The sequence below is a fragment of the Hyalangium gracile genome, from assembly GCF_020103725.1.
GTDB lineage: Bacteria > Myxococcota > Myxococcia > Myxococcales > Myxococcaceae > Hyalangium > Hyalangium gracile.
Genome location: NZ_JAHXBG010000011.1, coordinates 244,001 through 270,604 on the forward strand (window position 1 = coordinate 244,001; position 26,604 = coordinate 270,604).

19 protein-coding genes and 1 other RNA gene are annotated in these 26,604 nt (G+C 69.7%); 9 read left to right on the forward strand and 11 right to left on the reverse strand.

Annotation, left to right across the window (positions count from 1 at the left end; translation table 11 throughout):
- Positions 1-17: 17 nt before the first annotated feature.
- A non-coding RNA gene (ssrS, locus tag KY572_RS23685) (6S RNA) lies at positions 18-211 on the reverse strand.
- Between the two features lie 221 nt (positions 212-432).
- Between ssrS and KY572_RS47845 the strand changes: the two genes are divergently transcribed.
- From KY572_RS47845 to KY572_RS23700, 3 genes are all read left to right on the forward strand, one after another.
- Positions 433-1,296 (forward strand): tetratricopeptide repeat protein, encoded by an 864-nt coding sequence (locus tag KY572_RS47845; protein WP_224245218.1) that lies wholly within the window; start codon positions 433-435, stop codon positions 1,294-1,296.
- Entirely contained in the window at positions 1,293-2,228 is a 936-nt protein-coding gene (locus KY572_RS23695; protein ID WP_224245219.1) for a serine/threonine-protein kinase, read from the forward strand. The genes KY572_RS47845 and KY572_RS23695 overlap by 4 nt, the downstream gene beginning before the upstream one ends.
- Positions 2,229-2,369: 141 nt before the next feature.
- Positions 2,370-2,543: a hypothetical protein gene (locus KY572_RS23700; RefSeq protein WP_224245220.1), complete on the forward strand. Its 174-nt coding sequence runs from the start codon at positions 2,370-2,372 to the stop codon at positions 2,541-2,543.
- 33 nt (positions 2,544-2,576) lie between these two features.
- Here the strand turns inward: KY572_RS23700 and KY572_RS23705 are convergent, their stop codons facing one another.
- From KY572_RS23705 to KY572_RS23735, 7 genes are all read right to left on the reverse strand, one after another.
- Positions 2,577-3,734, reverse strand: coding sequence for a cysteine desulfurase family protein (locus KY572_RS23705; RefSeq protein WP_224245221.1), 1,158 nt, complete (start codon positions 3,732-3,734; stop codon positions 2,577-2,579).
- Positions 3,731-4,846, reverse strand: a complete 1,116-nt coding sequence (locus KY572_RS23710) for a DHH family phosphoesterase (RefSeq protein WP_224245222.1) — start codon at positions 4,844-4,846, stop codon at positions 3,731-3,733. The genes KY572_RS23705 and KY572_RS23710 overlap by 4 nt, the downstream gene beginning before the upstream one ends.
- Before the next feature lie 13 nt (positions 4,847-4,859).
- Complete coding sequence (locus tag KY572_RS23715; RefSeq protein ID WP_224245223.1) at positions 4,860-5,693, reverse strand: deoxyribonuclease IV; 834 nt, start codon at positions 5,691-5,693, stop codon at positions 4,860-4,862.
- Between the two features lie 7 nt (positions 5,694-5,700).
- Positions 5,701-6,534 carry a Fic family protein gene (locus KY572_RS23720; RefSeq protein ID WP_224245224.1) on the reverse strand — a complete coding sequence of 278 codons (834 nt, stop codon included), beginning with the start codon at positions 6,532-6,534 and terminating at the stop codon, positions 5,701-5,703.
- 121 nt (positions 6,535-6,655) lie between these two features.
- Positions 6,656-7,990, reverse strand: a complete 1,335-nt coding sequence (locus tag KY572_RS23725) for an AAA family ATPase (RefSeq protein WP_224245225.1) — start codon at positions 7,988-7,990, stop codon at positions 6,656-6,658.
- A gap of 32 nt (positions 7,991-8,022) precedes the next feature.
- On the reverse strand, positions 8,023-8,970 hold the full coding sequence (locus tag KY572_RS23730) for a branched-chain amino acid transaminase (RefSeq protein ID WP_224245226.1): 948 nt from the start codon (positions 8,968-8,970) through the stop codon (positions 8,023-8,025).
- A 129-nt stretch (positions 8,971-9,099) separates the two neighbouring features.
- Positions 9,100-10,041: an AAA family ATPase gene (locus KY572_RS23735; protein ID WP_224245227.1), complete on the reverse strand. Its 942-nt coding sequence runs from the start codon at positions 10,039-10,041 to the stop codon at positions 9,100-9,102.
- A 191-nt stretch (positions 10,042-10,232) separates the two neighbouring features.
- Between KY572_RS23735 and KY572_RS23740 the strand changes: the two genes are divergently transcribed.
- A complete protein-coding gene (locus KY572_RS23740; RefSeq protein ID WP_224245228.1) occupies positions 10,233-10,445 on the forward strand; it encodes a hypothetical protein in 213 nt (70 codons plus the stop codon).
- A gap of 67 nt (positions 10,446-10,512) precedes the next feature.
- Here the strand turns inward: KY572_RS23740 and KY572_RS23745 are convergent, their stop codons facing one another.
- Complete coding sequence (locus tag KY572_RS23745) at positions 10,513-14,580, reverse strand: response regulator (protein WP_224245229.1); 4,068 nt, start codon at positions 14,578-14,580, stop codon at positions 10,513-10,515.
- Positions 14,581-14,688: 108 nt separating this feature from the next.
- Positions 14,689-17,871 (reverse strand): glycosyltransferase family 4 protein, encoded by a 3,183-nt coding sequence (locus KY572_RS23750; protein ID WP_407659991.1) that lies wholly within the window; start codon positions 17,869-17,871, stop codon positions 14,689-14,691.
- A 224-nt stretch (positions 17,872-18,095) separates the two neighbouring features.
- Here KY572_RS23750 and KY572_RS23755 point away from each other — a divergent pair, with 224 nt between their 5' ends.
- The 4 genes from KY572_RS23755 (at position 18,096) to KY572_RS23770 (ending at position 23,569) form a co-directional block, all read left to right on the forward strand.
- Positions 18,096-19,778: a DUF4912 domain-containing protein gene (locus tag KY572_RS23755; RefSeq protein ID WP_224245231.1), complete on the forward strand. Its 1,683-nt coding sequence runs from the start codon at positions 18,096-18,098 to the stop codon at positions 19,776-19,778.
- A gap of 12 nt (positions 19,779-19,790) precedes the next feature.
- On the forward strand, positions 19,791-21,380 hold the full coding sequence (locus tag KY572_RS23760) for a glycoside hydrolase family 57 protein (RefSeq protein ID WP_224245232.1): 1,590 nt from the start codon (positions 19,791-19,793) through the stop codon (positions 21,378-21,380).
- A 118-nt stretch (positions 21,381-21,498) separates the two neighbouring features.
- Positions 21,499-22,953: a trypsin-like peptidase domain-containing protein gene (locus KY572_RS23765; protein WP_224245233.1), complete on the forward strand. Its 1,455-nt coding sequence runs from the start codon at positions 21,499-21,501 to the stop codon at positions 22,951-22,953.
- 19 nt (positions 22,954-22,972) lie between these two features.
- Positions 22,973-23,569: an SGNH/GDSL hydrolase family protein gene (locus KY572_RS23770; RefSeq protein WP_224245234.1), complete on the forward strand. Its 597-nt coding sequence runs from the start codon at positions 22,973-22,975 to the stop codon at positions 23,567-23,569.
- A 120-nt stretch (positions 23,570-23,689) separates the two neighbouring features.
- Here the strand turns inward: KY572_RS23770 and KY572_RS23775 are convergent, their stop codons facing one another.
- Complete coding sequence (locus KY572_RS23775) at positions 23,690-25,618, reverse strand: GGDEF domain-containing protein (protein WP_224245235.1); 1,929 nt, start codon at positions 25,616-25,618, stop codon at positions 23,690-23,692.
- A 168-nt stretch (positions 25,619-25,786) separates the two neighbouring features.
- On the opposite strand from KY572_RS23775, the gene pgeF reads away from it, so the two are divergent.
- Positions 25,787-26,548, forward strand: coding sequence for a peptidoglycan editing factor PgeF (pgeF, locus tag KY572_RS23780; RefSeq protein WP_224245236.1), 762 nt, complete (start codon positions 25,787-25,789; stop codon positions 26,546-26,548).
- The last annotated feature ends 56 nt before the right edge of the window (positions 26,549-26,604 follow it).

The window sequence follows — 26,604 nt, forward strand, 5'->3', positions numbered from 1 at the left end:
CCGCCGCTCCACAGAAAAAGTCCCCCGCCGCATGGCCGTGTGCCTAGCGTCCATTGAACCCTAAAAAGCCAGGTGGGGACCAAAGTCATGGCTCCGTAGGCTTCCCTCTGCTCCGCGAGGAGGAGGGCTTGCGCATGGCGCCCGAAACGGACCCCGTGATGGACGTATCGGTTCGAATTTCTGCTGGGCATCACGCGCCCCGCAGGGGACAGCCCTTGAACACCTGAAATCGGTCTCTAAGTCCTCAAAGTTGCTGAAGAAACTGCGGAATATCCGGATGAAATGATAAGGACGGCCCCCGGTCGGGTCAAGGTGTCCCGCACGCGTTTACAACGTTGCCGCCGGCCCCCTATGATGCGCCGGCCCTAGCTCCCGATGGCGCCCGTGCATCTGACAACAGGCCTCGCGCTGGCCCTTTTCCTGCTTCCTGGCTTGGCCGCGGCGGATCGTCCGGTCCTGTCGGGCAGGTTCCAGGCGGAGGCCTATGCCACGCTGGAGCTGAAGACCGAGGGCGATCACGTCACCGGTCATGTCGTCCATGGCGGCGACTGCCGCTTCGACGCCCAGCGCGAGGTGCTGGTGGGCTCGTTCGAGGGCTCGGTGCTGGTGGCGCGGCTGACGCTCTGCCAGAAGGGCGACCTGTGCCCGCCGGATCAGACCTACACCGTGCTGGGTTTCTATAACGAGGAGGACAGCTCGGTGGTGGCGCACGTGCGCCTGAGCCCGGGGTGTACCTCGCAGGCGGTGCAGAAGTCCGGGCGCTTCGTCCTCACGCCCGTGGGCAAGGAGGGCTCCCGAGGGCCCGGCGGCGAGCACTGGCCCGATCCTGGAGGCATGAACATCCAGGAGGCGGCGAAGGAGGCCAGCAAGCTCGGCCAGCAGTTCTACAAGCAGAGCAAGTGGGGCGAGGCCGCCGCCCAGTTCCGGCAGAGCATCGAGATCGATCCGGGAGACGAGAACTGGCCCGCGTACCTGGGCCTGGGCTCCAGCCTGCTCAAGCAGAACAAGACGGTCCAGGCCATCAAGGAGCTGGACAAGGCGCACCGGGCCCGGCCGCAGAACAGCTTCATCCTCTACATGCTCGGCTCCGCGCACGCGCAGAAGCGCGACAAGCCCAAGGCCATGGACTACCTGCGCAGCGCGGTGAAGATGGGGTTCGATCTCAGCAGCTATGTCGAGACCGACCCGGACCTGACGCGCGTGATGAACCTCGATCCCCAGTTCAAGGAACTGCTGAAGAGCTCCCGCGAGAAGAACGCTCGCGGCCCGGCAGCCAGCGGAACCCCGAACCCGTGAGCACCCCTGTGACGCCGCGGCCGACCCGGGTCTTCGGCAACTATGAACTCCAGGCCCCGCTGGGCAAGGGGGGCATGGCCGAGGTGTTCCGGGCGCGCGTGCTGTCCGGGCGCTACGAGGGCTGGAACGTGGCCGTCAAAAGGCTGCTGCCCTCGCTCACCGGCGATCCGTCCTCCGTGGAGAGCTTCATCCGCGAGGCGGACCTGTCCACCCAGCTGGACCACCCCAACATCGTGAAGGTGTTGGACGTGGGCATCGCCGAGGGCACCTACTACATCGTCATGGAGCTGGTGGACGGCAGGGACCTGGCCCAGATCCTCCGCCGCTGCAAGCAGCGCGGCATTCCCCTGCCGCTCGACTTCGCGGTGTACCTGGGCAAGGTGCTGCTCGAGGCGCTCGCCTACGCGCACACGGCCACCGACTCGCGCGGCGCGCCGCTGGGCATCGTCCACTGCGATGTGTCCCCCTCCAACCTGTTCATCTCCCGGCTGGGGGAGATCAAGCTGGGCGACTTCGGCGTGGCGCGCGTGTTCGTGGACGGCTCGCGCGAGGGCGGCGAGGTGCTGGGCAAGCCCTACTACCTGAGCCCCGAGTCGTTGCGCGGCATCGTCACGCCGGAGGCGGACCTGTGGGCCGCCACGGTGGTGCTCTACGAGCTGCTGACGCTGGAGCGCCCCTTCACGGGCAACACGCCGGAGGAGGTCTTCTTCAACATCCGGCACCGGCGGTATCGGCCCATCCACGCGTTCCGCCCGGACGTCCCCGAGCTGCTCGAGGAGCTCATCTCCCGGGGCTTCGCCGCGCGCATCCAGGATCGCTTCCCCACGGCGGAGGCCTACGCCCAGGCGCTCACGCCGCACTACGACGAGCTGGTGGGCACGCCGCTGGCCATCGCCGCGGTGGTGCGCGGCCTCTTCGGCACCAGCGACTGAGGCCGTCAGCTCGCTCACCCGGCGGCGCGGGAAGGCCTCGCTGACTCGCACGGGCCGCCGCCCGGCGCGGAGGGCTCCGAGCCTGTCCCGTGTCGGGTGTCGAGCTTTCCTCCAGTTCGTCCACCGCGAGAGGAGGATGTGATGGCCATCCAGGAGAAGGAGCGCAGGGAGCAGGAGAAGCCACGTGAGGCCGGCGCGGGCCAGGAGCCGGCGGAGAAGAAGTCGGACAACGCGGACCAGGCCAAGGAGGGGATGCCCGGCTACGGCCAGCCTCCCGATGAGAGCCGCAAGAAGCTGCCCGAGCAGGACTGGTAGCAGGGCAGGGGAGGGGGACAGGCTGGCGTCGCGCTACGCCAGGTCCTGCGCCGCCAGGGCCCGCGCGCGAGGCACGTGCGTCTGGAGCGCCGCCACGACGCGCTCCACCTCCGCCTCGGTGGTGCCAGGGCCGAGCGAGAAGCGCAGCGAGCCGTGTGCCTGCGCGGGCGTGAGCCCCATGGCCAGCAGCACGTGCGAGGGGTTGAGGGTGCCCGAGGCGCACGCCGCTCCCGAGGAGACGCAGATGCCCTCCAGGTCCAGCGCGATGAGCAGCGCCTCGCCGTCCGCGCCGTGGAAGTGGAGGTTGCTGGTGTTGGGCACCCGCGGAGCCCCTCCGCCGTTGACGGTGACGTCCGGGATGCGCGCGTGCACCTCGCGCTCGAAGGTGTCCCGGAGCGTGCCCAGCCGTGCGGCGGTGGCCTCCTGCTCCGCCTGGGCCAGCTCCAGCGCCAGGGCGAACGCCTCCGCATAGGGAACGTTCTGCGTCCCTCCGCGCAGCCCCGCCTCCTGGTGCCCCGGCGTGAGCGCCTGCACGGCCACGCCCTTGCGCACCACCAGCACGCCCGCCCCCGCGGGGCCGCCGAACTTGTGGGCCGAGAGCGCCAGCAGATCCGCGTCCACCTCGCGCAGGCTCAGCGGCGCCTTCCCCGCCACCTGCACCGCGTCCGTGTGGAAGAGGATGCCACGCTGGCGACACGCGCGAGCCACCTCCGCCGCCGGCTGCACCACCCCCGTCTCGTTGTTGGCCCACTGCAGCGAGCAGAGCGCCGTGGCCGGCGTGAGCGCGTCCAGCACCGCCTCGGCTCGCACGCGGCCGTCCGCGCCGGGCTTCAGCCGCACCACCTCCGCGCCCTGCTTCTCCAGCTGCGTCAGCGCCGTCAGCACCGCCGGGTGCTCGAGGGCGGAGGTGACGATGCGGCGGCGGTTCGGATCCGGGCGCGCGAGGAAGGCGCCCTTGATGGCCAGCGCGTCCGCCTCGGAGCCGGAGCCGGTGAAGCACACCTCCTTCGGCTCGCAGCCCAGCACCCGCGCCACGCGCGAGCGCGCCGAGTCCAGCCGCCCCCGCGCCTCTCGCCCGGCCTGATGCACGCTCGAGGCATTGCCGAAGCCGCCCTGCGTGAAGGCGCGCGCCAGCCCCCGCGCCACCTCCGGCCGCAGCGGCGCGGCCGCGTTGTAGTCCCAGTAGATCACGCGTCCTGCGCGGACAGCAGGGACACGGGCCGCTCGTCCGCCACGCCGAACGCCGCCAGGAAGCGCCCCACCAGCTCACGCTTGAGCGTCCGGCGCTGGTTGGCGCGCCCCGACAGCGGCATCCGCGCCCCCGCCATGCTGCCGTGCCCTCCCGAGGAGCCGCCGTAGTCCGCGCAGATCTCCCGGATCAACCGGCCCGCGTTCATCCGGCGATCCTTCACTCGCAGGGACACGTAGAGCTGGTTGCGGTACGTGCCGTACGCCAGCGACCACTTCATCCCCTCGAGGAACATCATCCGCTCGGCCACCTCCGCCACCATGTCCGGGGAGTACACCTCCTCCAGGTCCGTGACGATCGCGGTGCCGTACACCTTCGCCTTCTCGATGGCCGTGTGGTGGAGCTGGAAGTAGCGCGCCGGCAGCTCCGGGTGCTCGATCTGCCCCAGCAGGTGCTTGTCACAGCGCGGGAAGAGCCACAGGTAGCTGTCCACGTCCGTCTGGGTCGTCTCGCGGCCCAGATCCCGCGTGTCCGCCTTGATGCCGTAGAACAGCCCCGTGGCCACCTCCACGGAGGGCTCCAGCCGCGCCGCGCGCAGGTACTCCACCAGCATCGTCGAGGTGGCGCCGAAGTCCCCGCCCACGTCCGCGAACGGCGCCTGCAGGCTCTCCTCGCGCACCGGGTGGTGATCGATCACGATGTCCGCCCGCAGCCGCGCCGGCAGCGAGTGGTTGCCCACCGGCGGCTGCGTGTCCACCAGCCCGAAGAGATCGTACGTGTCGAAGTCGATCTGCGACACGTGCGACACCGGCAGCCGCAGCACCCGCACGAAGGCGATGTTCTCCGCTCGCCCGATGATGCCACCGTAGCCCACGCGGGCTTCCATTCCCGTACGGCGCTCCAGGATGTGCGCCAAGGTGACTGCGGCAGCCAGGGAGTCGGGATCCGGGTTGTCGTGGGTGAGGATGAGCGCCTTCTTCCTCCCTCGGGCCACACGCAGCAGTCGCTCCAGCTTGTCCCGAGCAGGGAGCTGGGCAATCCGCGGTGACGGGGGCTCCGCACCCTCCCCGGTGGAGGGGGAGCGGCGCGTGTTGGCGGACGGTGTGCCAGGCATGAGTTCTCTTCTTCTACCGTCCCCGGCGGAGGGATTCGAGGAGCCGGATGGCTTCGGCATAACGCTCGGGGAACGGAGTCTCCAGTACTCCAATGGTGTTGACGAACCGCGGATCATTCACGAGGCAGCGGAAGGCCACTCGCCCGATTGCACCCTTGCCCACCTCTTCGTGCCGGTCCACCCGACAGCCGAGCGGCTTCTTGCAGTCGTTCAGGTGGAAGCAGCCTACCCGCTTCAGGCCCACCGTGGCGTCGCATTCAGCCATCACCGCCTCGTAGCCCTTCTCGGTGGACAGATCGTACCCGGCGGCGAACAGGTGGCAGGTGTCCAGACACACCCCGAGCCTGTCCTCGCGCGCCACCTGGGAGAGGATCTCCGCCAGGTGCCAGAAGCGCCACCCCAGGCAGTGGCCCTGGCCGGCGGTGCTCTCCAGGCACAGGCGCGCCCGGAAGCGCGGCGTGCGGCGGTGCACCTCGTCGATCGCCTCCGCGATCAGCCTCAGCCCGCGCCGCTCGTCCGGGTGGGCGCCCGGGTGGATGACGAGCAAGGAGATCCCCAGCCGCTCGCACCGCGTGAGCTCCTCCGTCACGCACGCCAGCGAGCGCTCGCGCAGCGCCGGATCCTCCGAGCCCAGGTTCACCAGGTAGCTGCCATGCGCGATGGAGGGCAGGCCCGTGCGACGGGCCTCGGCGCGGAAGGCGCGGCGCTCGGTGTCGGTGAGCGAAGGCGCGCTCCAGCCGCGCGCGTTCTTCGTGAAGATCTGCAGGGAGCGGGCGCCGTGCTCCTCGGCGCGGGCGAAGGCCTGGCTCACGCCTCCAGCAATGGACTCGTGAGCCCCGATCAGCACGGCGACGCTAGTTGATGGCCTTGTAGCGCCGGTTCAGGTCCTTGAAGTACTTCACGCCGTTGTCGAGCGAGTTCTCGATGGCGTCCATCAGCAGCGTGCGGAAGCCCGACACGGGGCCGCGGAAGGACTCGTAGTACTTCTGCCGATCGATCGAGTGGATGATCGCCGGCATGTAGCCGTTGCGCAGCAGGATGAGGTTGGTGCACATCCGGCCCACCTTCCCGCTGTGCTCGGTGAAGGGGAAGATCTGCAGGAACATGTGCTGCACCGTCGCCGCCTGCTTGATCGGGTGGAACTCGCGGAACTCGGCGCTCGCGGTGTAGTCCACCAGCTTCTCCAGCGCGGGCTGGATCTTCGCCGGCTGGGCGATGTCGTGGAAGTACGTGCGGTGCAGCGGCATGTCCTTGCGGAAGCCGGCGCGCTCGCGCTCCTTGGCCAGCTCCTTCTCGGTGCGCTCGCGCCGCTCGTTGGCCGCGCGCGCCGCCATGGCCTCGGGCGTGTTCCCGATGAACAGATCGTGCATCCGCTTGATCTGCGTCAGGGTGATCTGCGCGTTCTTCTTGCTGTTGGCGGCCTCTTCCCGGATGTAGTCGCAGACGGACTTGTGCTGACGCACCTCCAGCACCACCGGCATCATGGAGGCCTCGGCCGCCACCCGGCCGGGGTAGAGCGCCGCGGTCAGCTCCTGCTGCGTGTACACCACGCCCTCGAGCGCCGCGTCGTGGTAGATCCACGACATCTCGAAGCGATCGAGGAAGTCGCGCGCCTTCTCCTTGAAGATGTCGAGGTAGTCGCGCAGCGCCTCGTTCTTCTCGTCAATCTCTTGGTAGCGTTCCTTCACGGACCTGCGGCTCCTTGTGCCCGCTTCCCGTTACACGAGGCTGGATCGGGCAGTCGGCCAGCGATTGAAACCCGACGCGGATTCTAGAAATTCCGCGCGGTTGGGACAACAAAACCCTGCTCTACAAATCGACGAGGAAGACCTCGCATGCCTGGTCGAGCAGGTCCTTGGAGAGCGCCGGCGGCATCTGCCGGTAGCGCGCCGCGTCCTTGATGAGGGCGACGAGATCCCGGGGGTGGCAGGCGCGCAGCTGCATGTTGCGTGGCTTGTAGTAGGCCTCGAAGAGGTAGGTCACCGCCTGGTCCACGTACGGAATTCCCGCTGCTTCGCACACCCGTTCGAAGATTTCCCGGAAGGTTCCCTCATCCGGGTTCTTCACCTCGATCTTGTACTTGATCCGGCGCAGGAACGCCTCATCCACGAGTTCCTTCGGATCCAGGTTGGTGGAGAAGACCAGGAGCTGCTCGAAGGGGATCTCGAACTTCTTGCCCGTGTGGAGGGTGAGGAAGTCGATGCGCTTCTCCAGGGGGACGATCCACCGGTTGAGCAGGTCCGTGGGGTGGACCTTCTGGCGGCCGAAGTCGTCGATGAGGAGCATGCCGCCGTTGGCCTTGATCTGGAACGGGGCCTCGTAGAAGCGGGCGCTCTCCGAGTAGATGAGGTCCAGCGTCTCGAGCGTCAGCTCGCCACCGACGACGACGGCGGGCCTGCGGCAGAGCAGCCAGCGGTTGTCCATCTCGAAGGTCTGCCGGCGCCCCGCCGCGTCACCGCCCCCGTCCAGGGGGATGGGGGTGTGGTTGAGGTTGTCGAAGACCTTGATGATCTGGTTGTCGATCTCGATGCAGTAGGGGATGTAGGCCTCGCCGCCGAACATGCGCGAGATGGCCTCGGCCAGGCTCGTCTTGCCGTTGCCCGGAGGCCCGTAGAGGAACAGCGAGCGGCCCGAGTTGACGGCGGGGCCCAGCTTGTCGAGCAGATCCTCGGTGACGGTGAGGTGCGACAGGCCCATGAGCAGATCATCCCGGCTGACGACGGGGTTCTCCTCGATCTGCTGGGTGATGAGGGCGTTGTACTGCTCGATGGGCACCGGGGCGGGGCCCACGTAGGTGGTGCGGGTGAGCGCGTCGCGGGCGTACTCGCGGCCCTTCTCGGTGAGGATGAACTCCACCGAGGCGCGGCCGAAGCCCTTGCCGCCGCGCAGGTCCACCAGCTTCTCGGTGGCGACGAAGTCCACCACGCGCTCGATGACGCCGGGCCACGGCAGGCGCAGCTCGTCGGCGATCTCCATGCCCGTGCCCGTCCCCGAGTAATAGAGGAACTTCAGGGCGATGTCCGAGAGCAGACCCATCTTGAGCCCCGTCTCCTCCAGCGACTTCGGCTCCGGGGGAGCGATGTCGAGGATGGCCGGGTTCTCGAGGTTGAACGGGTTGTCGTCCTGGTAGCCGGGTTGAGGCATTGGGAGGGTTTTACCTCAATCCGAGCGACGGGTCAGACGTAGGTGAGCCACTCGGCGTAGCGGGGCTCCTGGCCGCGGACGGCGCGGAAGTACGTCTCCTGCACGAACTTCGTCACCGGGCCGGGCTTGCCCTCGCCGATCTGGCGGTTGTCCACCTCGCGCACCGGGGTGATCTCGGCGGCGGTGCCGGTGAAGAACACCTCGTTGCAGATGTAGAGCGCGTCGCGGGTGAACGTCACCTCCTCGATGTAGCGCCCGCTGTCGCGCAGCAGCCTGAGCACCGAGTCGCGGGTGATGCCGTCCAGGATGGGGGAGGAGAGGGGCGGCGTCTTGATCACGCCCTTCTTGTTCACCATGAAGATGTTCTCGCCGGAGGCCTCGGCCACGAAGCCGCTGATGTCCAGGAGGATGGCCTCGTCATAGCCGCCGAGCACCGCCTCGCGCTTGGCGAGGATGGAGTTGACGTACTGGCCGGAGATCTTCCCGCGCACCATGTTCACGTTCACGTGCATGCGGGTGAAGGAGCTGACCTTGGCGCGGATGCCGTCGCGGATGCCCTTCTCGCCCAGGTAGGCGCCCCAGTCCCAGGCGGTGATGACGACGCGGGTGGGGTTCACCGCGCCCAGGCCCATGGCGCCATCCCCCATGAAGGCGATGGGGCGCAGGTAGGCGCCGTTGGCGAACAGGTCCTTCTGCTTGCGCAGCAGCTCCAGGCACGCCTCCTCGAGCTGCTCGGCCGTGAAGGGCATCTTCATCAGGCAGATGTGGGCCGAGTCCATCAGCCGCTGGATGTGCTCGCGCAGCCGGAACACCGCCAGGCGCCCGTCGTGGGTGCGGTAGGCGCGGATGCCCTCGAAGACGCCCAGGCCGTAGTGCAGGGCGTGGGTCATCACGTGCATCTGGCCTTCGTCCCACTTCACGAACTTGCCGTCGATCCAGATCTGGTCTGCGCGCACGACTGCGGACGAGGTGGAGCTCATAGGGGGATCCTTAACGCGAAGGGGGACAGCAGGCCGGGCCTTCTTTCACATGCCGTTCAGTCCGTCAAAGCGTGAATGCTCGGAGCGCGACCGGGCCACGGACCGTTCGATTCCCTCGTTTTCCCGCGTTCAGGCCTGAGCGATCTGCGGCAGGTTCGCCTTGGCCTTCTCGATGTCCCCTTCGTACTTGAGGACGAGGTTCAGGGTGGCGGCCACCAGGTCCGCCGTGAGCGCGTCCGCGTTGAGCAGCGCCAGGCTCTGCGCCCAGTCCAGCGTCTCGCTGATGGAGGGGGCCTTCTTGAGGTCCAGCTTGCGGATGGCGGCCACGGCCTCGACCACCTGCTCGGCCAGCGTCTGGGCTACCTGGGGCAGCCGGGCGCGGACGATGCGCAGCTCGCGCTCCCGGTCCGGGAAGTCGATGTGCAGGTGCAGGCAGCGGCGCTTGAGCGCGTCCGACAGCTCGCGCGCGTTGTTGGAGGTGAGGATCACCCTGGGCACGTGCCGGGCCTTGAAGGTGCCCAGCTCGGGAATGGTCACCGCGTTGTCCGAGAGCACCTCCAGCAGGAAGGCCTCGAACTCCGGGTCCGCCTTGTCGATCTCGTCCACCAGCAGCACCGCGGGCCGCTCGGAGAGCAGGGCCTTGAGGATGGGGCGGGGCAGCAGGAAGCGCTCGGAGAAGAAGACGGCGTCACCCGAGGCCATCCGGTCCGCGGCCTCCACCAGCGAGGAGGTGCCCGCCACCATCTCGCCGATCTTGTCCTTGAGCAGCTGGGTGTAGAGCAGCTGCTTGGCGTACTCCCACTCGTAGAGCGCCTTGGCCTCGTCCAGGCCCTCGTAGCACTGGAGCCGGATGAACTCGCGGCCCAGGGCCTGGGCCAGCGCCTTGGACAGCTCCGTCTTGCCCACGCCGGCCGGGCCCTCCACCAGGATGGGTTTGTCCATCCGGTCCGCCAGGAAGCAGGCCGTGGCGATCTCCGGCGAGGACAGGTAGCCCACCTGCTCCAGGCGGGTCGCCGCGTCCTCCACGCTGGCGAAGGGACGTGTCTCTGAGGGCGAAGAAGGGGGGCTCACACCCTGCAACTTAATCGAGGCAATTCTCGGCACTGCGGCAAAAATGCCAGAGTTCCCCACGTCCTGGAGCCTTGGTGGCTGGAGGGCTTACGTGCAACCTCCTGGAAATACAGAGGGAAATATTTTTCGCATCCAGGGCATGCCACGTGCATCAAAACGGCGCATTCCGGTTCTCGTAGAGGTGCGCGGTCATGTGGGTGTGGCTCAGGATGGTGTTGGCGCTGGTGGTGCTGGTGATGCCGGGGGCGTTCCTCGTGCTGCTGGCCTACGTCGCCCTCCGGACGCTCCTGGCGCGGTGGCGGGTGGCGCAGCAGCGGGCCGAGGGGCGGGGGGTGTCCGTCCGGGACGTGCTCGCCTCGTTGCACTTCCGGGATCTGGTCCGCGAGGCGCGGGCGGCCTTCTGAGCCTCCGCTGAGCCCTCGCTGATGAGCGCGGCCCCAGCCGGGACCGCGCTCTCAACGACGACGACGATCAGGACTTGTCCAGCTCATCCACGAGCGACGTCCAGTCGTCCTCTTCCTTCTTCATCGACGAGATGGGCACCATCACGGTGCGGTCCGCCGGATCCTCGAACTCCGCGGCGGGCACCGGCGCGGGAGCCGGAGCCGCCTGCTGGACGGGAGCGGGAGGCGCCTTCTTCGCGGCCGGAGCCGCGCCCACGGCGGGACGGCCGGGGGAGGAGGCACGAGCCGCGGTGGGGCGCGCCGGTGCGGGGGCCGGAGCCGGAGCCGCCGGAGCCGCCGCCGTGTTGGTCTGCGTCTTCACGGCCAGCTCGTCGTCGTCCGCGACGGCTGCCGGTTTGGCGGCGGCGGGTGCCGGCTTTCCGGCGGCCGGGGCGGTGGCGGCACCCGGGGCCTTGCTCTTGTAGCGAGCCAGCTCCAGCTCGGCGACCTTGAGCGCCTTGCTCTTCTCCTGCACGGACTGCTGCAGGCGGGCGACCTCCTGGGCCTTGATGCTGTCGCGACGCTCCAGCTCCGCCTTCTGCTTGGCGCCGAGGTCCTCGATCTCCTTGAGCTGCTTGGCCTCGAGCTCCTTGCGCTCGCGCTGGGCGGCGGCGAGCTTGGTGGCGGCCTCGGTGGCCTTGGCCTCGGCGGCGGCCACCTTGGCGTTGAGGTCCTTCTCCGCGCGGCTCTTGGCGCTGGCGGCGTTCTCCAGCGCCAGCTCCAGCTCCTGGATCTTCCGGGCGCGGGTGGTGAGCTGGCCCTGGGACTCCTTGAGCTTCGCCTCGGCGTCGGCGGCGCGCTGCTGGTTCTCCTGGGTGAGCTGGGCGATGCGAGCCTCGGCGGCGGCCAGCTTCTTGGAGAGATCCTCCGCGGTGCGCTTGGCCTCGTTCCGCTCGGCGGTGGCGGCCTGGGCCTGCTGCTGCAGCCGGTTCTCGGCCTGCTGGAGCTGGTTGGCCAGCCCGTCGCGATCCGCGGAGAGCTTGGCCTGGGCGTTGCCGGCCTGGCGCAGCTGCTCGTCGCGAGCGGCGAGCTCCTTGCGAGCGCCTTCCAGGTCGCCGTTGAGGCCGTTCACCTGCTGCTGCAGCGTCTCCGCCTGACGGCGGGCGTCGGCGGTCTGCTGGGCCAGCTTCGCCTCGAGCGCCTTGAGCTGCTCCGTCTTGGCGTTGACGTCGCGGGTGAGGGCCTCGGCCTGGCGCTGCTTCTCCTGGGTGACGGTGGTGAGCTTGCGGAGCGTGTCGGACAGCTCCTTGCTCTTGTTGGCCAGGTCGTTCTGGAGCAGCTCCTCGCGGCGCTGGGACTCCTCGGTGAGGACGTTGAGGCGGTCCTCGAGGTGGTGCCGTGCGTCCTCGGTGTGCGCCAGCTGCGAGGTGAGCTGGGTGACTTCCGCCACGCGCTCGCCCAGCTCGTTCTTGGTGTGGGCGAGCTGCTCGGCCAGCTCCTGGCCGTGGTCGCGCGCGTCGGTGAGCTGGGCCTCCAGCTCCGCCTTCGTCTGGGCGGCCTCCTGGCGCGAGCCGGCGTGCGCCGCCTGCTCCTTGGAGAGCGCGTCGCGCGTCTGGGCCAGCTGGCCCTGCGTGGCCGTCAGGTCCTGGATGGTGGCGTCCAGCTCGCCGCGCAGGCCGTCACGCTCCTCGATGAGCGAGCTGATCTGCGCGCTGGTCTCCGCCGCCAGCTTCTGGTGGGCGGTGCGCTCGGCCTCGTAGTTGCCCTGCGTCTCGGACAGCTCGGCGCGCAGCTGGCCGATCTGGCCGGTGAGGTCCGCCTCCAGGGCGGCCTTGGCCTGCTCGGTGTCCTGCAGGACGCCGGTGAGCCGCTCGATCTCCTCGCGCGAGGCCTCCAGCTCGCCCTCGCGCATGGAGAGCGTCTGCTGGGTCTGCGAGAGCGTGGCCTGGGTCTGCTCGAGCGTGCCCTTCGTCTCGGTCAGCTCGGCGTCCAGCTCGTCCCGGACCGCGATGGTGGAGGCGAGCTGCTGCTTGGTCGTCTCCAGCGTGTTCTGGGTCTCGGTGAGCGTCTGGGTGGTGGCCTCCAGCTCGCCCCGGGTGTTGGCCAGCGCCTCTTCCGTGCGCGCCAGCGTGCCCTGCGTCTCGGTGAGCGTCTGGGTGGTGGCCTCCAGCTCGCCGGTCAGGCTGGAGATGCGGCCGTCGCGCTCCGCCACGTCGGCGCGCAGGCCCTCGATGCTCTCGTCGCGCTGGGCGATGGTCTGCTCCAGCGAGGTGATGTGGGCCTGGAGCGACTGGATGTGGCCGTTGAGGTTGGCCTCCAGCGTGTTCTTCGCGGTGTTGAGCGCCTGGAGCTGGCCGGTGAGCTCGGCCTGCTGATCGTCCTTGGCCTTCTGCAGCGCCTGGAGCCGATCGGTGAGGTCCGTCTCCAGCGCATCCTTGGCCTGGTTGAGCGCCTCCAGCTCGCCGGTGAGCTCGTGCTCGCGGTCGGCCAGGTGGGCCTTGACGGCCTCGACCTCGCCCTCCAACTCGCCGATGCGCTCCAGGTGCTGCTGGATGGTGGAGTTGAGCTCCGCCTCGTGCTGCTCGTTGCGGGAGATGGTCTCCGCCAGCTCGCGCTCGAGGGTGGAGATCTTCCCGTCGCGCTCCTCGATGCGCAGGGTGAGATCCTGCTCCTGGGCGTCCTTGTCCAGCTTGAGCTGGTCGCGCTCGCCGATGGTGCGGGCGAGGTCCGCCTCGAGGTCGGCGATCTGCTGGTTGAGGCGGGACTCGAGCGCCGCGGCGGTGGCCTTGAGCCGCTCGATCTCCGCGTCGGACTGGGCGCCGTGCTCCTCGGCGGCGGTGGCGCGCTGCTCGAGGGCGCGGACGGTGGCGTCACGCTCCTGCTCGGTCTGCTGCAGCCGCTCCTGGAGGCCCTGGATGTCGCCTTCCAGCGCCGCGTAGCGCAGGTCGCGCTCGCTGATCGTCTGGGCGAGGGTGGCGTCCAGCTCCTCACCGCGGCGGCGCAGGCCGTGGATCTCCTGCTCGTGGGAGCGGATGGTGTCCTGGAGCTTCTGCTCGCGGACCTCGGACTCCAACGTGGCCGTGTTGAACTGCTTGTCCAGCTTGTCGTACTCGACGCGGGCGTGCTCCAGCTCGGCGGCCCGGCGCGACAGCTCGTCGTCGCGGTTGTTGACCTCCTTCTTCAGGACATTGATGTCCTTCTCCTTGGCCGCGACGACCTCGATGAGGTCCTTCTCGGAGGAGAACTTCTGCAGGAGGAGATCGTCCACCGTGGCGCCGTGCTCACGCTCCTTCTGGAGCATGGCCGTCTGCGCCTCGTTGAAGCGCCGCAGCAGGTCGTCCACCTGCATCTTGAGGCCCTGCAGCTCCACGTCCTTCTCGTGGAGCCGGTCCTCGACGGAGACCAGCTCGCGCTCGCGCACGCTCCAGATCTCCGAGATGCGGGCCACCTGGGCCTCGCGCACCTTCAGCTCGTCGCGCAGGACCTGGATCTTGCCCTCGGGCGTGCCCATCAGCTCGCGCTTGGGCGGGGTGCGCTTGGACTGGCGCGACTCGGCCAGGAGCTCCGCCTTGCGGTCCGCGATGGACTGGAAGGCGCGATCGAGGAACGTGCGGTCCTCGTCCGTGATGGCGCTGCGGCGCTCACGCTTGGGCAGCTTGGGCGGTCCACCCGGGGGCGGGGCGCGCAAGGGCGGCGGCATGGGCGGCGGCGCGTCTCGCGGCGGCGCGTTGCCGGACAGCGACGCATCCAGCGAGGCCTCCGCCTCCGCGTCCTCCGCGCTCCCCGGCGGGATGATGTTGGAGCTGAGCGAGGCCAGCTCCCCCATCTCGAAGGGGATCACGAGGTAGCCGTCCGCGGCAGCGGGCGTCTCGCGGTGCTTCTTGAGGGCCTCTTCGCCGGTGTCCGACGAGAGCAGCAGCACCTTGAGGTTCTGGCCCCACTTCCCCTTCTTGATCTGACCGCAAAGGGTGAAGCCGGATTGGTCCGGCAGCTCGGCTCGCAGCACCACCAGGTCCGGCCGGCGCTTCTCCATCTCGCGCTGGGCCTCCGAGGCGGTGTTGGCCATGGCCGTCTGATACCCCGCGCTGCGAAGCACGGTGGCCATGCTGAGGGCGAATTCGTTCTGGCTTTCGACGATGAGGACCCGACGCTCCATGAAGTCCTTCGATTCGCGATGGCTCGCGAAAAGTGCAGTGAAAACCGGGCCATCCTACCCAGCGTTGGCGGGGCAGGGAAGTTTCCCAGGCGTGCTCGGTTGGCTGGTTTACGAGCTTTTGGCGCCCGAAGCCCCCTGGATCCGAGCCGAAGCAGCGGGCCGGGAGGGATCTGTTGGCTGCTCGTCCCTCCCTGGGAAGTTGGTGGGAGGTGTGTGCCTGGCGAACTGAGCTCCCTCGGGGGGACAGTAGCCGTGCGCCACCTGGGCCAGCCACGGATCCAGCGCCGAGCTGGGGGGCTCGGCCGCGGGGGCCTCTGCTACAGGTGCCGCGGCGGCGGGCGGGGCGGGGGCAGGGGGCTCCTTCGGATCATCTCCCAGGGGCTCGACGGCGTCGTCCACCTGGGCGACCTGATCATCCGGCGCCTCGACGGCCTCGGCGGAGTCGACCTCCTGCACGGCCTCGTCCGAGGCCTCGACGGCCTCGGCGGCGTCGACCTCCTGCACGGCCTCGTCCGCGGCCTCGACGGCCTCGGCGGCGTCGGCCTCCTCGAGATCATCGTCCGCGGCTTCGACGGCGTCCGCGTCGGCCTCCTCGAGATCATCGTCCGCGGCTTCGACGGCGTCCGCGTCGGCCTCCTCGAGCTCCTCGGGCTCCTCGAGCCTCGGGCGCGGGTGCTGAGGGGTGGGCTCCAGGGCGGCGTCGTCGGAGATCTCCTGGGCCTCCTCGGCGGAGAGCTCCTCGGGCTCCTCCTCCCTCTTCCTGGGCACAGGGCGCCTGGCCACCAGGGGCGGCGGAGACACGGAGGGCGTCACCCCGGACGGCCTCAGAGGCGGCGGAGTGGGGCGCAGGGGCGGAGGGGTGGCGGGCTCCGGCGCGGGGGACGGCTTGTGGCTCGCGGAGGCCGCGGCCCCGAGAGGAGGAGGCACCTTCTGGCCCAACGGGGGCGTGCCCTCCGCTGACGGGTGAGCGCTCCGGTGGCTCGGGAACGCCACGGGCTCCGGCGGCGGGGGCACTCGGATGACCGGCGGTGTCGTGGGCTCCGCCGAGGGCCGCAGCACTGGAGGTGTCCCCGGCTCCGGCGCGGGCGGGGGCTTCAGGACAGGAGGAGTTCCTGGCTCCGGCGCAGGCGGGGAACGCAGCACAGGAGGCGGCGTGGGCTCCAGCGCGGGCGGGGGGCGCGGCACCGGAGGCGGCGTGGGCTCTGGCGCGGGCGAGGTGCGCAGGGCGGGGGGCGTCTTGGGCTCCGGCGCGGGAGGAGGCCGCAGGACCGGAGGTGTCCCCGGCTCCGGCGGAGCAGGGATTTTCGGAGTCGGAGGCGCCGCGGTCTCCGGCGGAGAGGCCGTCTTCAGGCTCGGAGGGGAGGCCGGCTCGGGAGGAGGGGACGCTGGAGGGCTCGAAGCCGAGGTGGGCTCCAGGCGCGGCGGCGGGCCGCGAAGCTCCGGAGGCGGCGGAGCCCGAGTCAGCGGAGGCAGGCTCGTCGTCCGCCCCTTGTTATCGGCGCCCTTGTCGGCGCTCTTATGATGATCGGCGGGCTCCTGCTCCCGCCCGGGCTCCTGGAGCGCCCCGCGAGTGCCCGTCTTCGGAGCAGGGGGGAGCGGCGCACGGTTGGCGGAGGGCTCCGGACGCGACGAGCCGTTGGTCTGGTTTCCACCCAGCGTCTTCACCGGGACGATGGGAGTCGGGGCGGGCGGCTCCTCTTCCTTCGTGGGCGTCGGCGGACTGGCGGAGGCAGCGGGAGGTGACTCGCTCTCGGACAGGAGCGTGCCGCGCACGACCTGCGGCGTGGCTTCATCGGGCTGGGCGGGCCTGGCCGAGACGATGGAGGTCGGTCCATCCTCGGACTCGCGTCGGAGCCCCGCCGGCGGACGGACCACGGGCGTGGGCCCGGAGGACTCGTCGCTGGATGCGCCGCCGCCGCGCTTCTTCTGATCTCGCAGCGGCCGCCCCATCACCACCGGCGGCTCGTTGCCGCGCACATCCGGCTCGGTCTTCACGAGCCGGGTATCCATCCCGTCGTCCGAGAGCACCTGCCCCAGCACCAGGGGCAGATCGTCGCGCGCCGGCTTCTTTCCGGAGCCCTTGCCCTTCTCGGACTTGCCTCCGCGCGAGCGCCGGCCCCCGCCCTCGGGCGGCTTCACCTGGGAGATCCGGTTGGTCGGCGTGCCCGTCATCGTGGGCACGGGCAGCTCGGTCGCGGTCCCCACCACGGTCCGCCTCCCGAGCAGCTCGTCATAGATGTCCAGGAGCTTGCCGCGGATGAGGCCCGCCTCCAGCTCCTGCTCGGCGAACGCGCGGGCCTCCCGCCCCAGCTCCAGGCGGCGAGGCACGTCCTTCGTCAGCTCGACGATGCTCTCGGCCAGGGACCTGGCGTCCCCGGCGGTGTGGAAGACGGTGGCGGCCGGCGGCAGCAGCTCGCGCGTCACCGGCAGATCCGCGGCGAGCACCGGCCGGCCCGCGGCGAAGTACTCGGACACCTTGGCCAGCGGACCGCCCTGGAGCCGGTTGCGATCCACGTCGTCCATCGGCAGCACGCCCACGTCCGCCAGCGTCAGCACCTTGACGAGATCGTCGTGCAGCACCGGCGGCTGGAACTCCACGTGCTCCTGGATGCCCAGCTCCTTGGCCAGGTCCTCCAGGTGCGGCTGCCAGTCCGGGTGGCGCGCGCCCACCAGGGTGAGCTTCACCTCCGCGCCCTGCTCGATGGCCAGCGCCAGCGCCCGCAGCAGGGTGGGCAGCCCCTGCCACCCCGCCTGGCTGCCCAGGTACATCAGCCGCATCGGCTGGCCGTCCGGCACCCCATGCACGTCCGGCGTGTACGGCCCCAGGTCCACGGGTGAGCGGATGACGCGGATCTGCTCCGTGCTCGCGCCGAGGGACTGGATGTAGGTCCGGGTGGTCTGCGAGCCGGTGATGACCAGGTCGGCGTTCATGAGGCAGAACAGCTCCTGCCGCCGGACCTTGGCCAGGAAGCGCTTGTCGCCACCAGTCTGGGGGTGGGTGTAGGGCAGCTCCTGCGAGGGGAAGGTCTGCGCCTCATAGATGAGGCGGTAGCCGTAGTCCCCCTTCATCTCGCACAGGACGTAGCCGCCGAACGGGTCGGTGAAGTGCGCGAGCGCGTACTCCTCGCTGTCGAGCTGCCGGCGCACGGCTCGCTCGAAGGTCTGGATGCGGGAGACGAGATCCCCCGAGCCGACCGGCACTCGGAGCAGGCGCGCGCCCTGGTACTTCTCGATGTGCGAGTGGTCCGGCGTCTTCGCCGAGAGCACGACGACCGAGAAGCGATCAGGCAATGCCTTGAGATACTCGGTCAGTCGGCGCGACGAGCCCGACGGGCCGGGGATGACGTCGAAGCTGCACAGCAGGAGTCTGGGCAGGTCGCTCAAGCCGGCGCAGGATACTCGGTCCTTTTCCAAGGTGTCATCGGCCGTGACGCCGGAAGCCGGTCTTGCGACGAACAGAAAAAACCACAGCCTCGTTGACCCCTAGGGCGCGGCGACCTAAAGGCGACCTGTCTATGGAAGATCTCAAGAGCGTCACCCTGAGCTACCTGCGGGATCTGGCGCGCAAGCACCTGGGCCCTGGACATAGCAAGCTCAACAAGACAGAGCTCATCGCGGCGCTCGCCGACTTCGTCCCTGCCCTGAAGAAGCTGGCCAGGGTTGCCGGCATCGAGCTGCCCACCCGCACCAAGGCGGCGACCAAGGCCACCCCCTCCGCCACGAAGCCCGCCCGGGAGGGCCGGGGCAAGGAGGCCCGTGCGGGAGAGAAGAAGGTGCCGGAGAGGAAGGCTCCCGAGCCGAAGAAGGCGCCCGAGAAGAAGGCGGCGGAGCTGAAGAAGGCCCCCGAGCCGAAGAAGGCTCCGGAAACGGCGAAGGCGGCGGAGGCGAAGAAGGCTCCCGAGCCTCGGAAGGCCGTCGAGGCGAAGAAGGCTCCCGAGCCGAAGAAGGCCCCCGAGGCGAAGAAGGCCCCCGAGCCGAAGAAGGCCCCCGAGGCGAAGAAGGCCTCCGAGGCGAAGAAGGCCCCCGAGCCGAAGAAGGCTCCCGAGAAGAAGGCCTCCACGCCCCAGGGCCGCAAGCCCGCGGCGACTCGCTCGTCGACCCTCACGGTCGATGAGGGCGCTCAGTCAAGCCGACACGCACAGGTGGTGAACTTCCCGCCGCGTCCCCGCCAGGCGCGCTCCGCCGAGGAGGAGTGGGCCGAGGCGGAGGTGGTGGACTCGCCCGAGCTGGAGTCCGTGTTCCAGCACGCCGCCGAGCCCCTCATGGAGGGCTTCTTCGTGGCGCGCCTCATGGGCGAGCGCGAGCTGCGGCGCCATCACCTCACCGAGGACCAGGCCCCTCGCTCCGTGGCGATCCCGAACACCTCGGGCTTCGAGGAGGAGCTCGGCGAGCTGCCGCTGGACTACGGGAACGATCTGGCCCTGGCCCTGGCCCGGGATCCCCACACGCTCTTCATCAGCTGGGACTTCAGGCTCGACACCCTGGCTCGTACTCGGGAGGGGCTCGAGTCGCCTCGCGCCATGCTGCGCGTGTTCGATGGTGAGCGGCTCGTCCGGGAGCTCGAGTTCGCGCCCGAGTCGCGCAGCTTCTACATCCACGGGCTCCCGCCGGGCCGCCCGTATCGCGTCGAGGCGCACTTCGTCGGTCGAGATGGCCGCTCGCGACGGCTGGGCCACTCGACCCACCCGCTCATCCTGCCGCGGAGCGGGCCCTCGCAGGACACGACGATCCGCTTCATGCAGATGCCTCCGCCGCCCGTGGTGCCCGTCATCAGCCCGACCTCGGTGCCGGTGGCGACGCCGGCCCCCGCGCCCGCGGAGGCAGCCCCGAGCACCCCCACCCGCGCGCCCTCCGTCGAGGAGCGCGAGTACATCACCTGGCGTCGCGTCGCGCTGCCGGGCAGCGACGAGATGGCGTCGGTGGCGGAGCCGAGGAGGGAGCGCATCGAGCGTCACGAGCGCGAGGCCGCCAGCCTGCCCGAGCAGCCGGAGTACGTGGAGATCACCGCACGTCCGCTCGGATCCTCCGAGCAGTCCGTCGCGGGAGGGCCCGCCCGGGGACTGGAGCAGCCGGAGTACCTGGACGTCCCCACGCGTCCGCCCGGATCCTCCGAGCAGTCCGCCACGGTCGGGGGCGCCCGGGGAGGGGCCTCCGAGCAGACCCACTGGACGCCGCCGCGGTCGGGGCGGGGACGATAGGGCGCGTTACCTATGAGTCAGGGCTCTCTGGCGCTGGTGCTCCACGCGCACCTGCCGTTCGTGCGTCACCCGGAGCATGAGGACTTCCTCGAGGAGGATTGGCTCTACGAGGCCATCTCCGAGACGTACCTGCCGCTGCTGAGCGTGTTCGACCGGCTGGCGGACGACGGGGTGCCGTTCCGGGTGACGATGTCGCTCACCCCCACGCTCGTCACCATGCTGCGTGACGAACTGCTCACGCGCCGCTACTCGCGGAAGCTGGAGCGGCTGTGCGAGCTGGGCGAGCTCGAGGTGCACCGCACCCGGAACGATCCCACCTTCGGCCCGCTGGCGCGCTTCTACCGCGACCACTTCGAGGCCCTGCGCGTGGCCTGGGAAGGGCGCTACCAGCGGGATCTGGTGAGCGCGTTCCGCCGCCTCCAGAACGCGGGCCACCTGGAGATCATCACCTGCTGCGCCACCCACGGCTTCCTGCCGCTGCTGCACGAGACGCCCGAGGCGGTGCGCGCGCAGATCTCCGTGGCCGCCAACCACTACCGGCTGACGTTCGGCCGGGACGCGCCGGGCATCTGGCTGGCCGAGTGTGGCTACTACCCGGGCGTGGAGCGCTTCCTGGCCGCCGAGCGCATCCGCTACTTCTTCCTGGACACGCACGGGCTGACGGACGCCTCGCCGCGCCCGCTGTTCGGCCCCTTCGCGCCCCTCTACACGGAGGCCGGAGTGGCCGTGTACGGACGCGATCCCGAGAGCTCGCAGCAGGTGTGGAGCTCGGAGAGCGGCTATCCCGGCGACCCCATCTACCGCGAGTTCTACCGGGACATCGGCTGGGATCTGGACCTCGACTACATCCGGCCCTTCGTCCAGCCCACGGGGGACCGCAAGAACACCGGCTACAAGTACTACCGGATCACCGGCAAGACGCAGGACAAGCTCCCGTACGATCCCGTGGAGGCCCGCCACCGGGCCGCCATGCACGCCGGCAACTTCATGTTCAACCGCGAGAGGCAGATCGAATACCTGGCCTCTCGGATGGGGGACCGCAAGCCGGTGGTGGTGGCCCCCTATGACGCGGAGCTCTTCGGGCACTGGTGGTTCGAGGGGCCCCAGTTCCTCGACTCCCTCATCCGCAAGGTGGCCTCCGAGCAGCGGACGTTCCAGCTCGTCACCCCGTCGGATGATCTGCGCGAGTTCCCGCGCAACCAGGTGGCCACGCCGCCGCAATGCTCCTGGGGCTCGGGCGGGTACGCCAACATGTGGCTGGACGAGTCCAACGACTGGATCTACCGCCACCTGCACCACTGCGCCCGGCAGATGGTGGCGCTGGCCCGGGACTACCCCGAGGCCTCGTCCCTGCAGCGCCGCGCCCTCAACCAGGCGGCCCGCGAGCTGCTGCTCGCCCAGTCCTCCGACTGGGCCTTCATCATGAAGACGGGCACCATGGTGGACTACGCCGTGCGTCGCACCAAGGAGCATGTCCTGCGCTTCCTGCGGCTGCACGATCAGGTGCGCAACGGGAATATCGACGAGGGCTGGCTGTCCCAGGTCGAGGCTCGCAACAACATCTTCCCGGAGATCGACTACCGCGTGTACCGCCCCATCTGAACGGCCGGGGTGGCAGTCGGAAGCTCGGGAAGAGGGAGGGCGGCGCACTGTTCTCTCCCTGTACTCCGAGTTCACTTTCGCTTGCCGACCCCGGATGGCGCTTTAGCTTGAGGTGGATATGAAACTGCCAATCGTTCGTTCTCGAAGCACCGTGCTCGCGGCAATCGTGGCGGTGCTCGGTTCCGTCGCCTTTGCTCAGCAGGCGGCCTCTCCGCAGGCCGCTGGCTCCGGAAACGTCCTGCAGCCCGAGACCCGGGCGGCCCAGGCGCTTCCCTCGCTCGCTCCGCTCGTGGACTCCGTGAAGCTGGCCGTCGTCAACGTGGACGTGACGGCCAAGGTGTCCGGTGGGCGCGGCATGGAGAGCCCCCTGGACCGGTTCTTCGGCGGGGGCCGCCCCAACGGCCGGGAGAACATGCGCGAGGGCGCGGGCTCCGGGTTCATCATCGATTCCAAGGGCCTGGTGCTCACCAACAACCACGTCATCGAGGACGCGGTCACCATCAGCGTCAACCTCAATGACGGGCGCTCGTTCCCCGCCGAGATCGTCGGCCGCGATCCGCTCACGGACGTGGCGCTGATCCGGTTGCAGGGCAAGGACGTGAAGGATCTGCCCGTGGTGGCGCTCGGGGACTCCGACTCGCTGAGGGTGGGGGATTGGCTGCTGGCTATCGGCAACCCGTTCGGCCTGTCCTCCAGCGTCAGCCTGGGCATCCTCTCCGCCAAGGAGCGCGACATCCAGGCCGGCCCGTATGACGACTTCCTGCAGACGGATGCGGCCATCAACCCCGGCAACTCCGGCGGCCCGCTCTTCAACATGAAGGGCGAGGTGATCGGCATCAACACGGCCATCGTGGGCGGGGGCACGGGCATCGGGTTCGCGGTGCCCAGCAACCTGGTCAAGGCGCTGCTGCCCCAGCTCGAGAAGTCCGGCGCCGTCACCCGTGGCTACCTGGGCATCGGCATCCAGGATCTGACGCCCGCCATCGCCAAGGCGCTCGAGCTGCCCGTCAAGGAGGGCGCGATCGTCAACGAGGTGAGCGCTGGTGGCCCGTCCGCCAAGGCGGGCCTGAAGGTGGATGACGTCGTCGTCGCTCTCGATGGGAAGGCGCTGACCTCCGCCAGCTCGCTCACCCGCACGGTGGCGCTCAAGAAGCCGGGCTCCACGGCGACGCTCTCCCTCTACCGCAACGGCAAGAAGCAGGACGTGAAGGTGACGCTCGGCACGCGGCCGGACCTCGAGGGTGTCGGCAAGCGCCCCCAGCGCGAGGAGGAGGAGAGCTCCAAGGCCCGCGTCGGCATCTCGCTGCAGGATCTGGATGCCCGGACCGCGCAGCAGGCCGGCTTCAACAAGGCCGAGGGCGCGCTCATCACGGACGTGGTGCCGGGCTCGCCGGCGGCTCGCGCGGACCTGTCGCCGGGCATGCTGGTGGTCGAGGCCAACCGCAAGCCGGTGCGCAGCGCCGAGGAGCTGGCGGCGATCATCCGCTCGACGCCCTCGGGGGGCACGCTGCTGCTCCGCCTCACGGCGCCGGGTGGCAACAGCCGCTTCCTCCGGGCCCTGACGCTGCCCTGACGGCCAGGCGGAGACGGTATTGAGCATCAGCTACGTCGCGCTCGGGGACAGCTCGGCCGTGGGCGTGGGAGCAAGCCGCGGCGGGGGCTACCCCGAGCGCCTTGCTTCCCGCCTTCGCAAGGAAGGGCTGTCGGTAGGGCTCACCAACGTGGGCATGAGCGGCGCGGTCATCCGCGACGTCTTCACCTCGCAGGTCAAACGGGCCGTGGCCACGCAGCCCACGCTGGTGACGCTCGGCGTGGGCACCAACGACATCTGGCGCGGCACCTCGGTGGAGGACTTCCGGGACGAGCTGGATCGCATCGCCCGGAGGCTGAAGCCCACCGGGGCCTCGCTGGTGGTCGTCAACGTGCCGGACATGGCGCTGGCGCCCGTGGCTCGCATGGTGCCAAGCGCTCTCTACGAAGGCCGCATCGAGCCCTTCAACGAGGCCATCGCCACCGTGGCCCGCGAGCACGGGATGCACGTGGTGGACCTCTACGCGGCCAGCAAGGTGTTCATCCCCCAGCGGCCGGACTTCTTCAGCTTCGACGGCTTCCACCCCTCGGACGCCGGCTACGAGCAGTGGGCGGACCTGATGCTGCCCACGGTGAAGCCCCTGGTGAGCCGGCGCTGAGCGGCCCTCCCGCGCCCATGGGGGGGCCCCGTCGGGCGCGGTTCTGGCGAACTGGTATGCCTGTCATACCAGTTGGCAGCCACTGGTCCGCCACCGGGCAGACCTCGCGCTGAGTGGCGCTCAGGCCTTGGCCACGCCCTTGGGGGGTAGGGGGAAGCTGCCGTCGGCCGAGGGGCGGGTGGTGTGCGGCCCGCGCTCGCGGCCCGGGTGGATCTCCATGCCGGGCTCGTACGCCGACACCTTGTTGCGGCCTCCGCGCTTGCTGGCGTAGAGCGCCGCGTCCACGCAGTCCACCAGCGTGTCCTGATCCGCGGCGTCCTGCGGGAAGCTGGCCGCGCCGATGGAGATGGTGATGTGGCCCGTGGGCTGGGTGGGTGCCGCCAGCGCGGCCGTCTCCAGCACCGCGCGCCGCAGCTTCTCGCCCACCTCCAGCGCGCCCTCCTTATTCGTCTGCGGCAGCAGGACCATGAACTCCTCGCCGCCGTAGCGCGCCAGCGTGTCCACCTTGCGCACGCGGGTGCGCAGCACGTCGCAGACCTTGCGCAGCACGTCGTCTCCGGCGCGGTGCCCCGCCGCGTCGTTGAGCCGCTTGAAGTGGTCCACGTCGATCATCAGGATCGACAGCGGGGTGCTGTAGCGCTCGGAGCGAGCCATCTCGGACTCCAGCCGGCTGAACAGGTGGCGCCGGTTGGGCACCCCGGTGAGCGGATCCGTCATGGTGAGCAGCACCGTCTCCGCGTGCAGCCGGGCGTTCTTCACCGCCGTGGCCGCCTGATCCGCCACCGCCGTGAGCAGCTCCAGCTCCTCCGGCGAGAAGCTGGCCACCTCCGGCCGCTGGAAGTTCATCACCCCCAGCACCGCCTCCATGTGCACCATGGGCACCGCCAGCAGCGAGCCATGGTCCGTGCCGCCCACCAGGTTGCGCTTGGCGAAGATGCTCGAGCGATCCGAGACGTCCGGCAGGTACACCGCCCGGTGCGTCTCCGCGGCCCGGCCACACGCGCCCTCGCCGATGGCGAAGGTGAGCCCCTCGCTGCCGCGGTGGTGCGGCCACGCGCTGCGGATCTCCAGGAGCCCGTCCGCGTTGCGCAGCATGATGGAGAAGTTGGGGATCTTCAGCCGCTCCACCACCAGCCGGGTGATGCGCTCGAACATCTCCTGGAGATCCAGCGTGGAGTTCAGCGCGTGCGCCACGTCGAAGAGCAGCGACAGCTCCGTGATGCGCTCCTCCAGCTTCTCCTTGAGCGCCAGCTTCTCCTTGGTGACCGTCAGATCGCGGTGGGTGTCGATCTCCTCCACCTTCATCGACGTGAGGCGCGCCAGCATCTGGTTGAAGGCCGCGCCCAGCCGCGAGAGCTCGTCCGTGCCTCGCGTCTCCGCGCGCACCAGCATGTCTCCCTCTTCCGCGCGCCGCATGATGGCCGTCAGCCGGCGCAGCGGGCGGGTGAGGAACAGGTGCAGCGACAGCCCCGTGGCCAGCGCCAGGATGACGCCGAACAGCAGCGTGGCGACGATCGCCCCGTGGAACACCGTGGAGAGCTGACGGCTCAGCTGCGGCTCCGAGAGCCGGACCTGGAGCACGCCCAGGCGCTGCGCGTTGTCATCGGTGTGGCACGTCATGCACTCGGCGCCGCCCAGGGGCCGCACCACCTCCGTGCCCTCCCGGGCCGAGCGGGCCGTCTCCGGTGTGGGGGCCGTCAGTCGCAGGTGATCCGCGTGCACCTTGCCTTCCTCGCCCCGGTGCCGAGACCAGCGGATCTTCCCGTCCGGCGTCATCACCCGCAGCTCCGCGACAGAACGCAACAGGCGTGTATCCGACGCGAGCACCTCGGCGACCGCGCCGTGCGGATGTGCGCGATCCGCCTGGGGCAGGGTGAAGGTGGAGGCGATGAACTCCGCCAGCGCGAGCGCCTCGCGGTGCGCCGCGTCCTGCACGGCCCGGCGCGTCTCCCGCCAGAAGTAGCCGGCGCCGATCAGCGCCACGATGAGGCCGGGCAAGGCAATGCTCCAGAGGAGCTTCCTGCCGACGGTGTGGGGACCCAGGGCCATGTTCTCGGGAGGTGGGCGCTGGAGGCAGATCCAGCGGACCTACAGGGTTGGAATTGTCCGGTGGACGACTTGGGGCTGTCAAACGTTCCCGGAAGAATTTTGCCGCAGTCTTGAGGATTCCTCGGAGAACGGTGCCGTCCTGGAAAAGTGGGCTACCGTGTGCACGTCATGGGCTCGTTGTTCATCACCTCGGCATTGCTCCCTGTTCCTCATGGCTTCGCCACGCGCACTGGCGGCGTCTCCGAGGGGCGGTTCGCGTCCCTCAACCTGGGCTTCACCGTCGGAGACGTGCGCGAGCGAGTGGAGGAGAACTACCGCCGGCTGGCCGCGGCCGCGGGCGCGCCGCTCGGCTCGCTGCACCTGGTGAAGCAGGTGCACGGCGATCGCGTGCTGCAGGCCGGGGCAGGGGAGGCCTCGCAGGCGCTGCGGCCGGCCATCGGCGATGCGGATGCCCTCTTCACCGAGCACGCGGGCAACTGGGTGGGCGTGTCCACCGCGGACTGCGTGCCGGTGCTGCTCGTGGATCCCGAGGGCAAGCGCGTGGCGGCGGTGCACTCGGGCTGGCGCGGCACGGACGCGGACGTGTCCGCCCGCGCGGTGGATGCGCTGGTGGCGCGCGGCACCCGGCCGGAGCGGCTGCTGGTCGCCGTGGGCCCGTGCATCCAGCAGTGCTGCTACGTGGTGTCGCCGGAATTGGCCAGGCACTTCGCCACGCGCTTCGGCTCGGACGTGGTGGTGGCGCGCGGGGACGAGTTCCGGCTGGATCTGGCGCGGGCGGTGGTGCTGACCCTGCGCCGGGTGGGCGTGAAGGTCGGCAACATGGATGTTCTACAGGAGTGTACCTCCTGCGACTCCTCGCGCTTCTTCTCCCACCGGCGTGACACGGGGCGCACCGGCCGTCACATCAATTTCGTGGTCCATCGCTTCTGACGCGGGCCGATTTCTTGACCGTGTCGGAAGGCGCTCTTTATCCTCACAGGTGGATA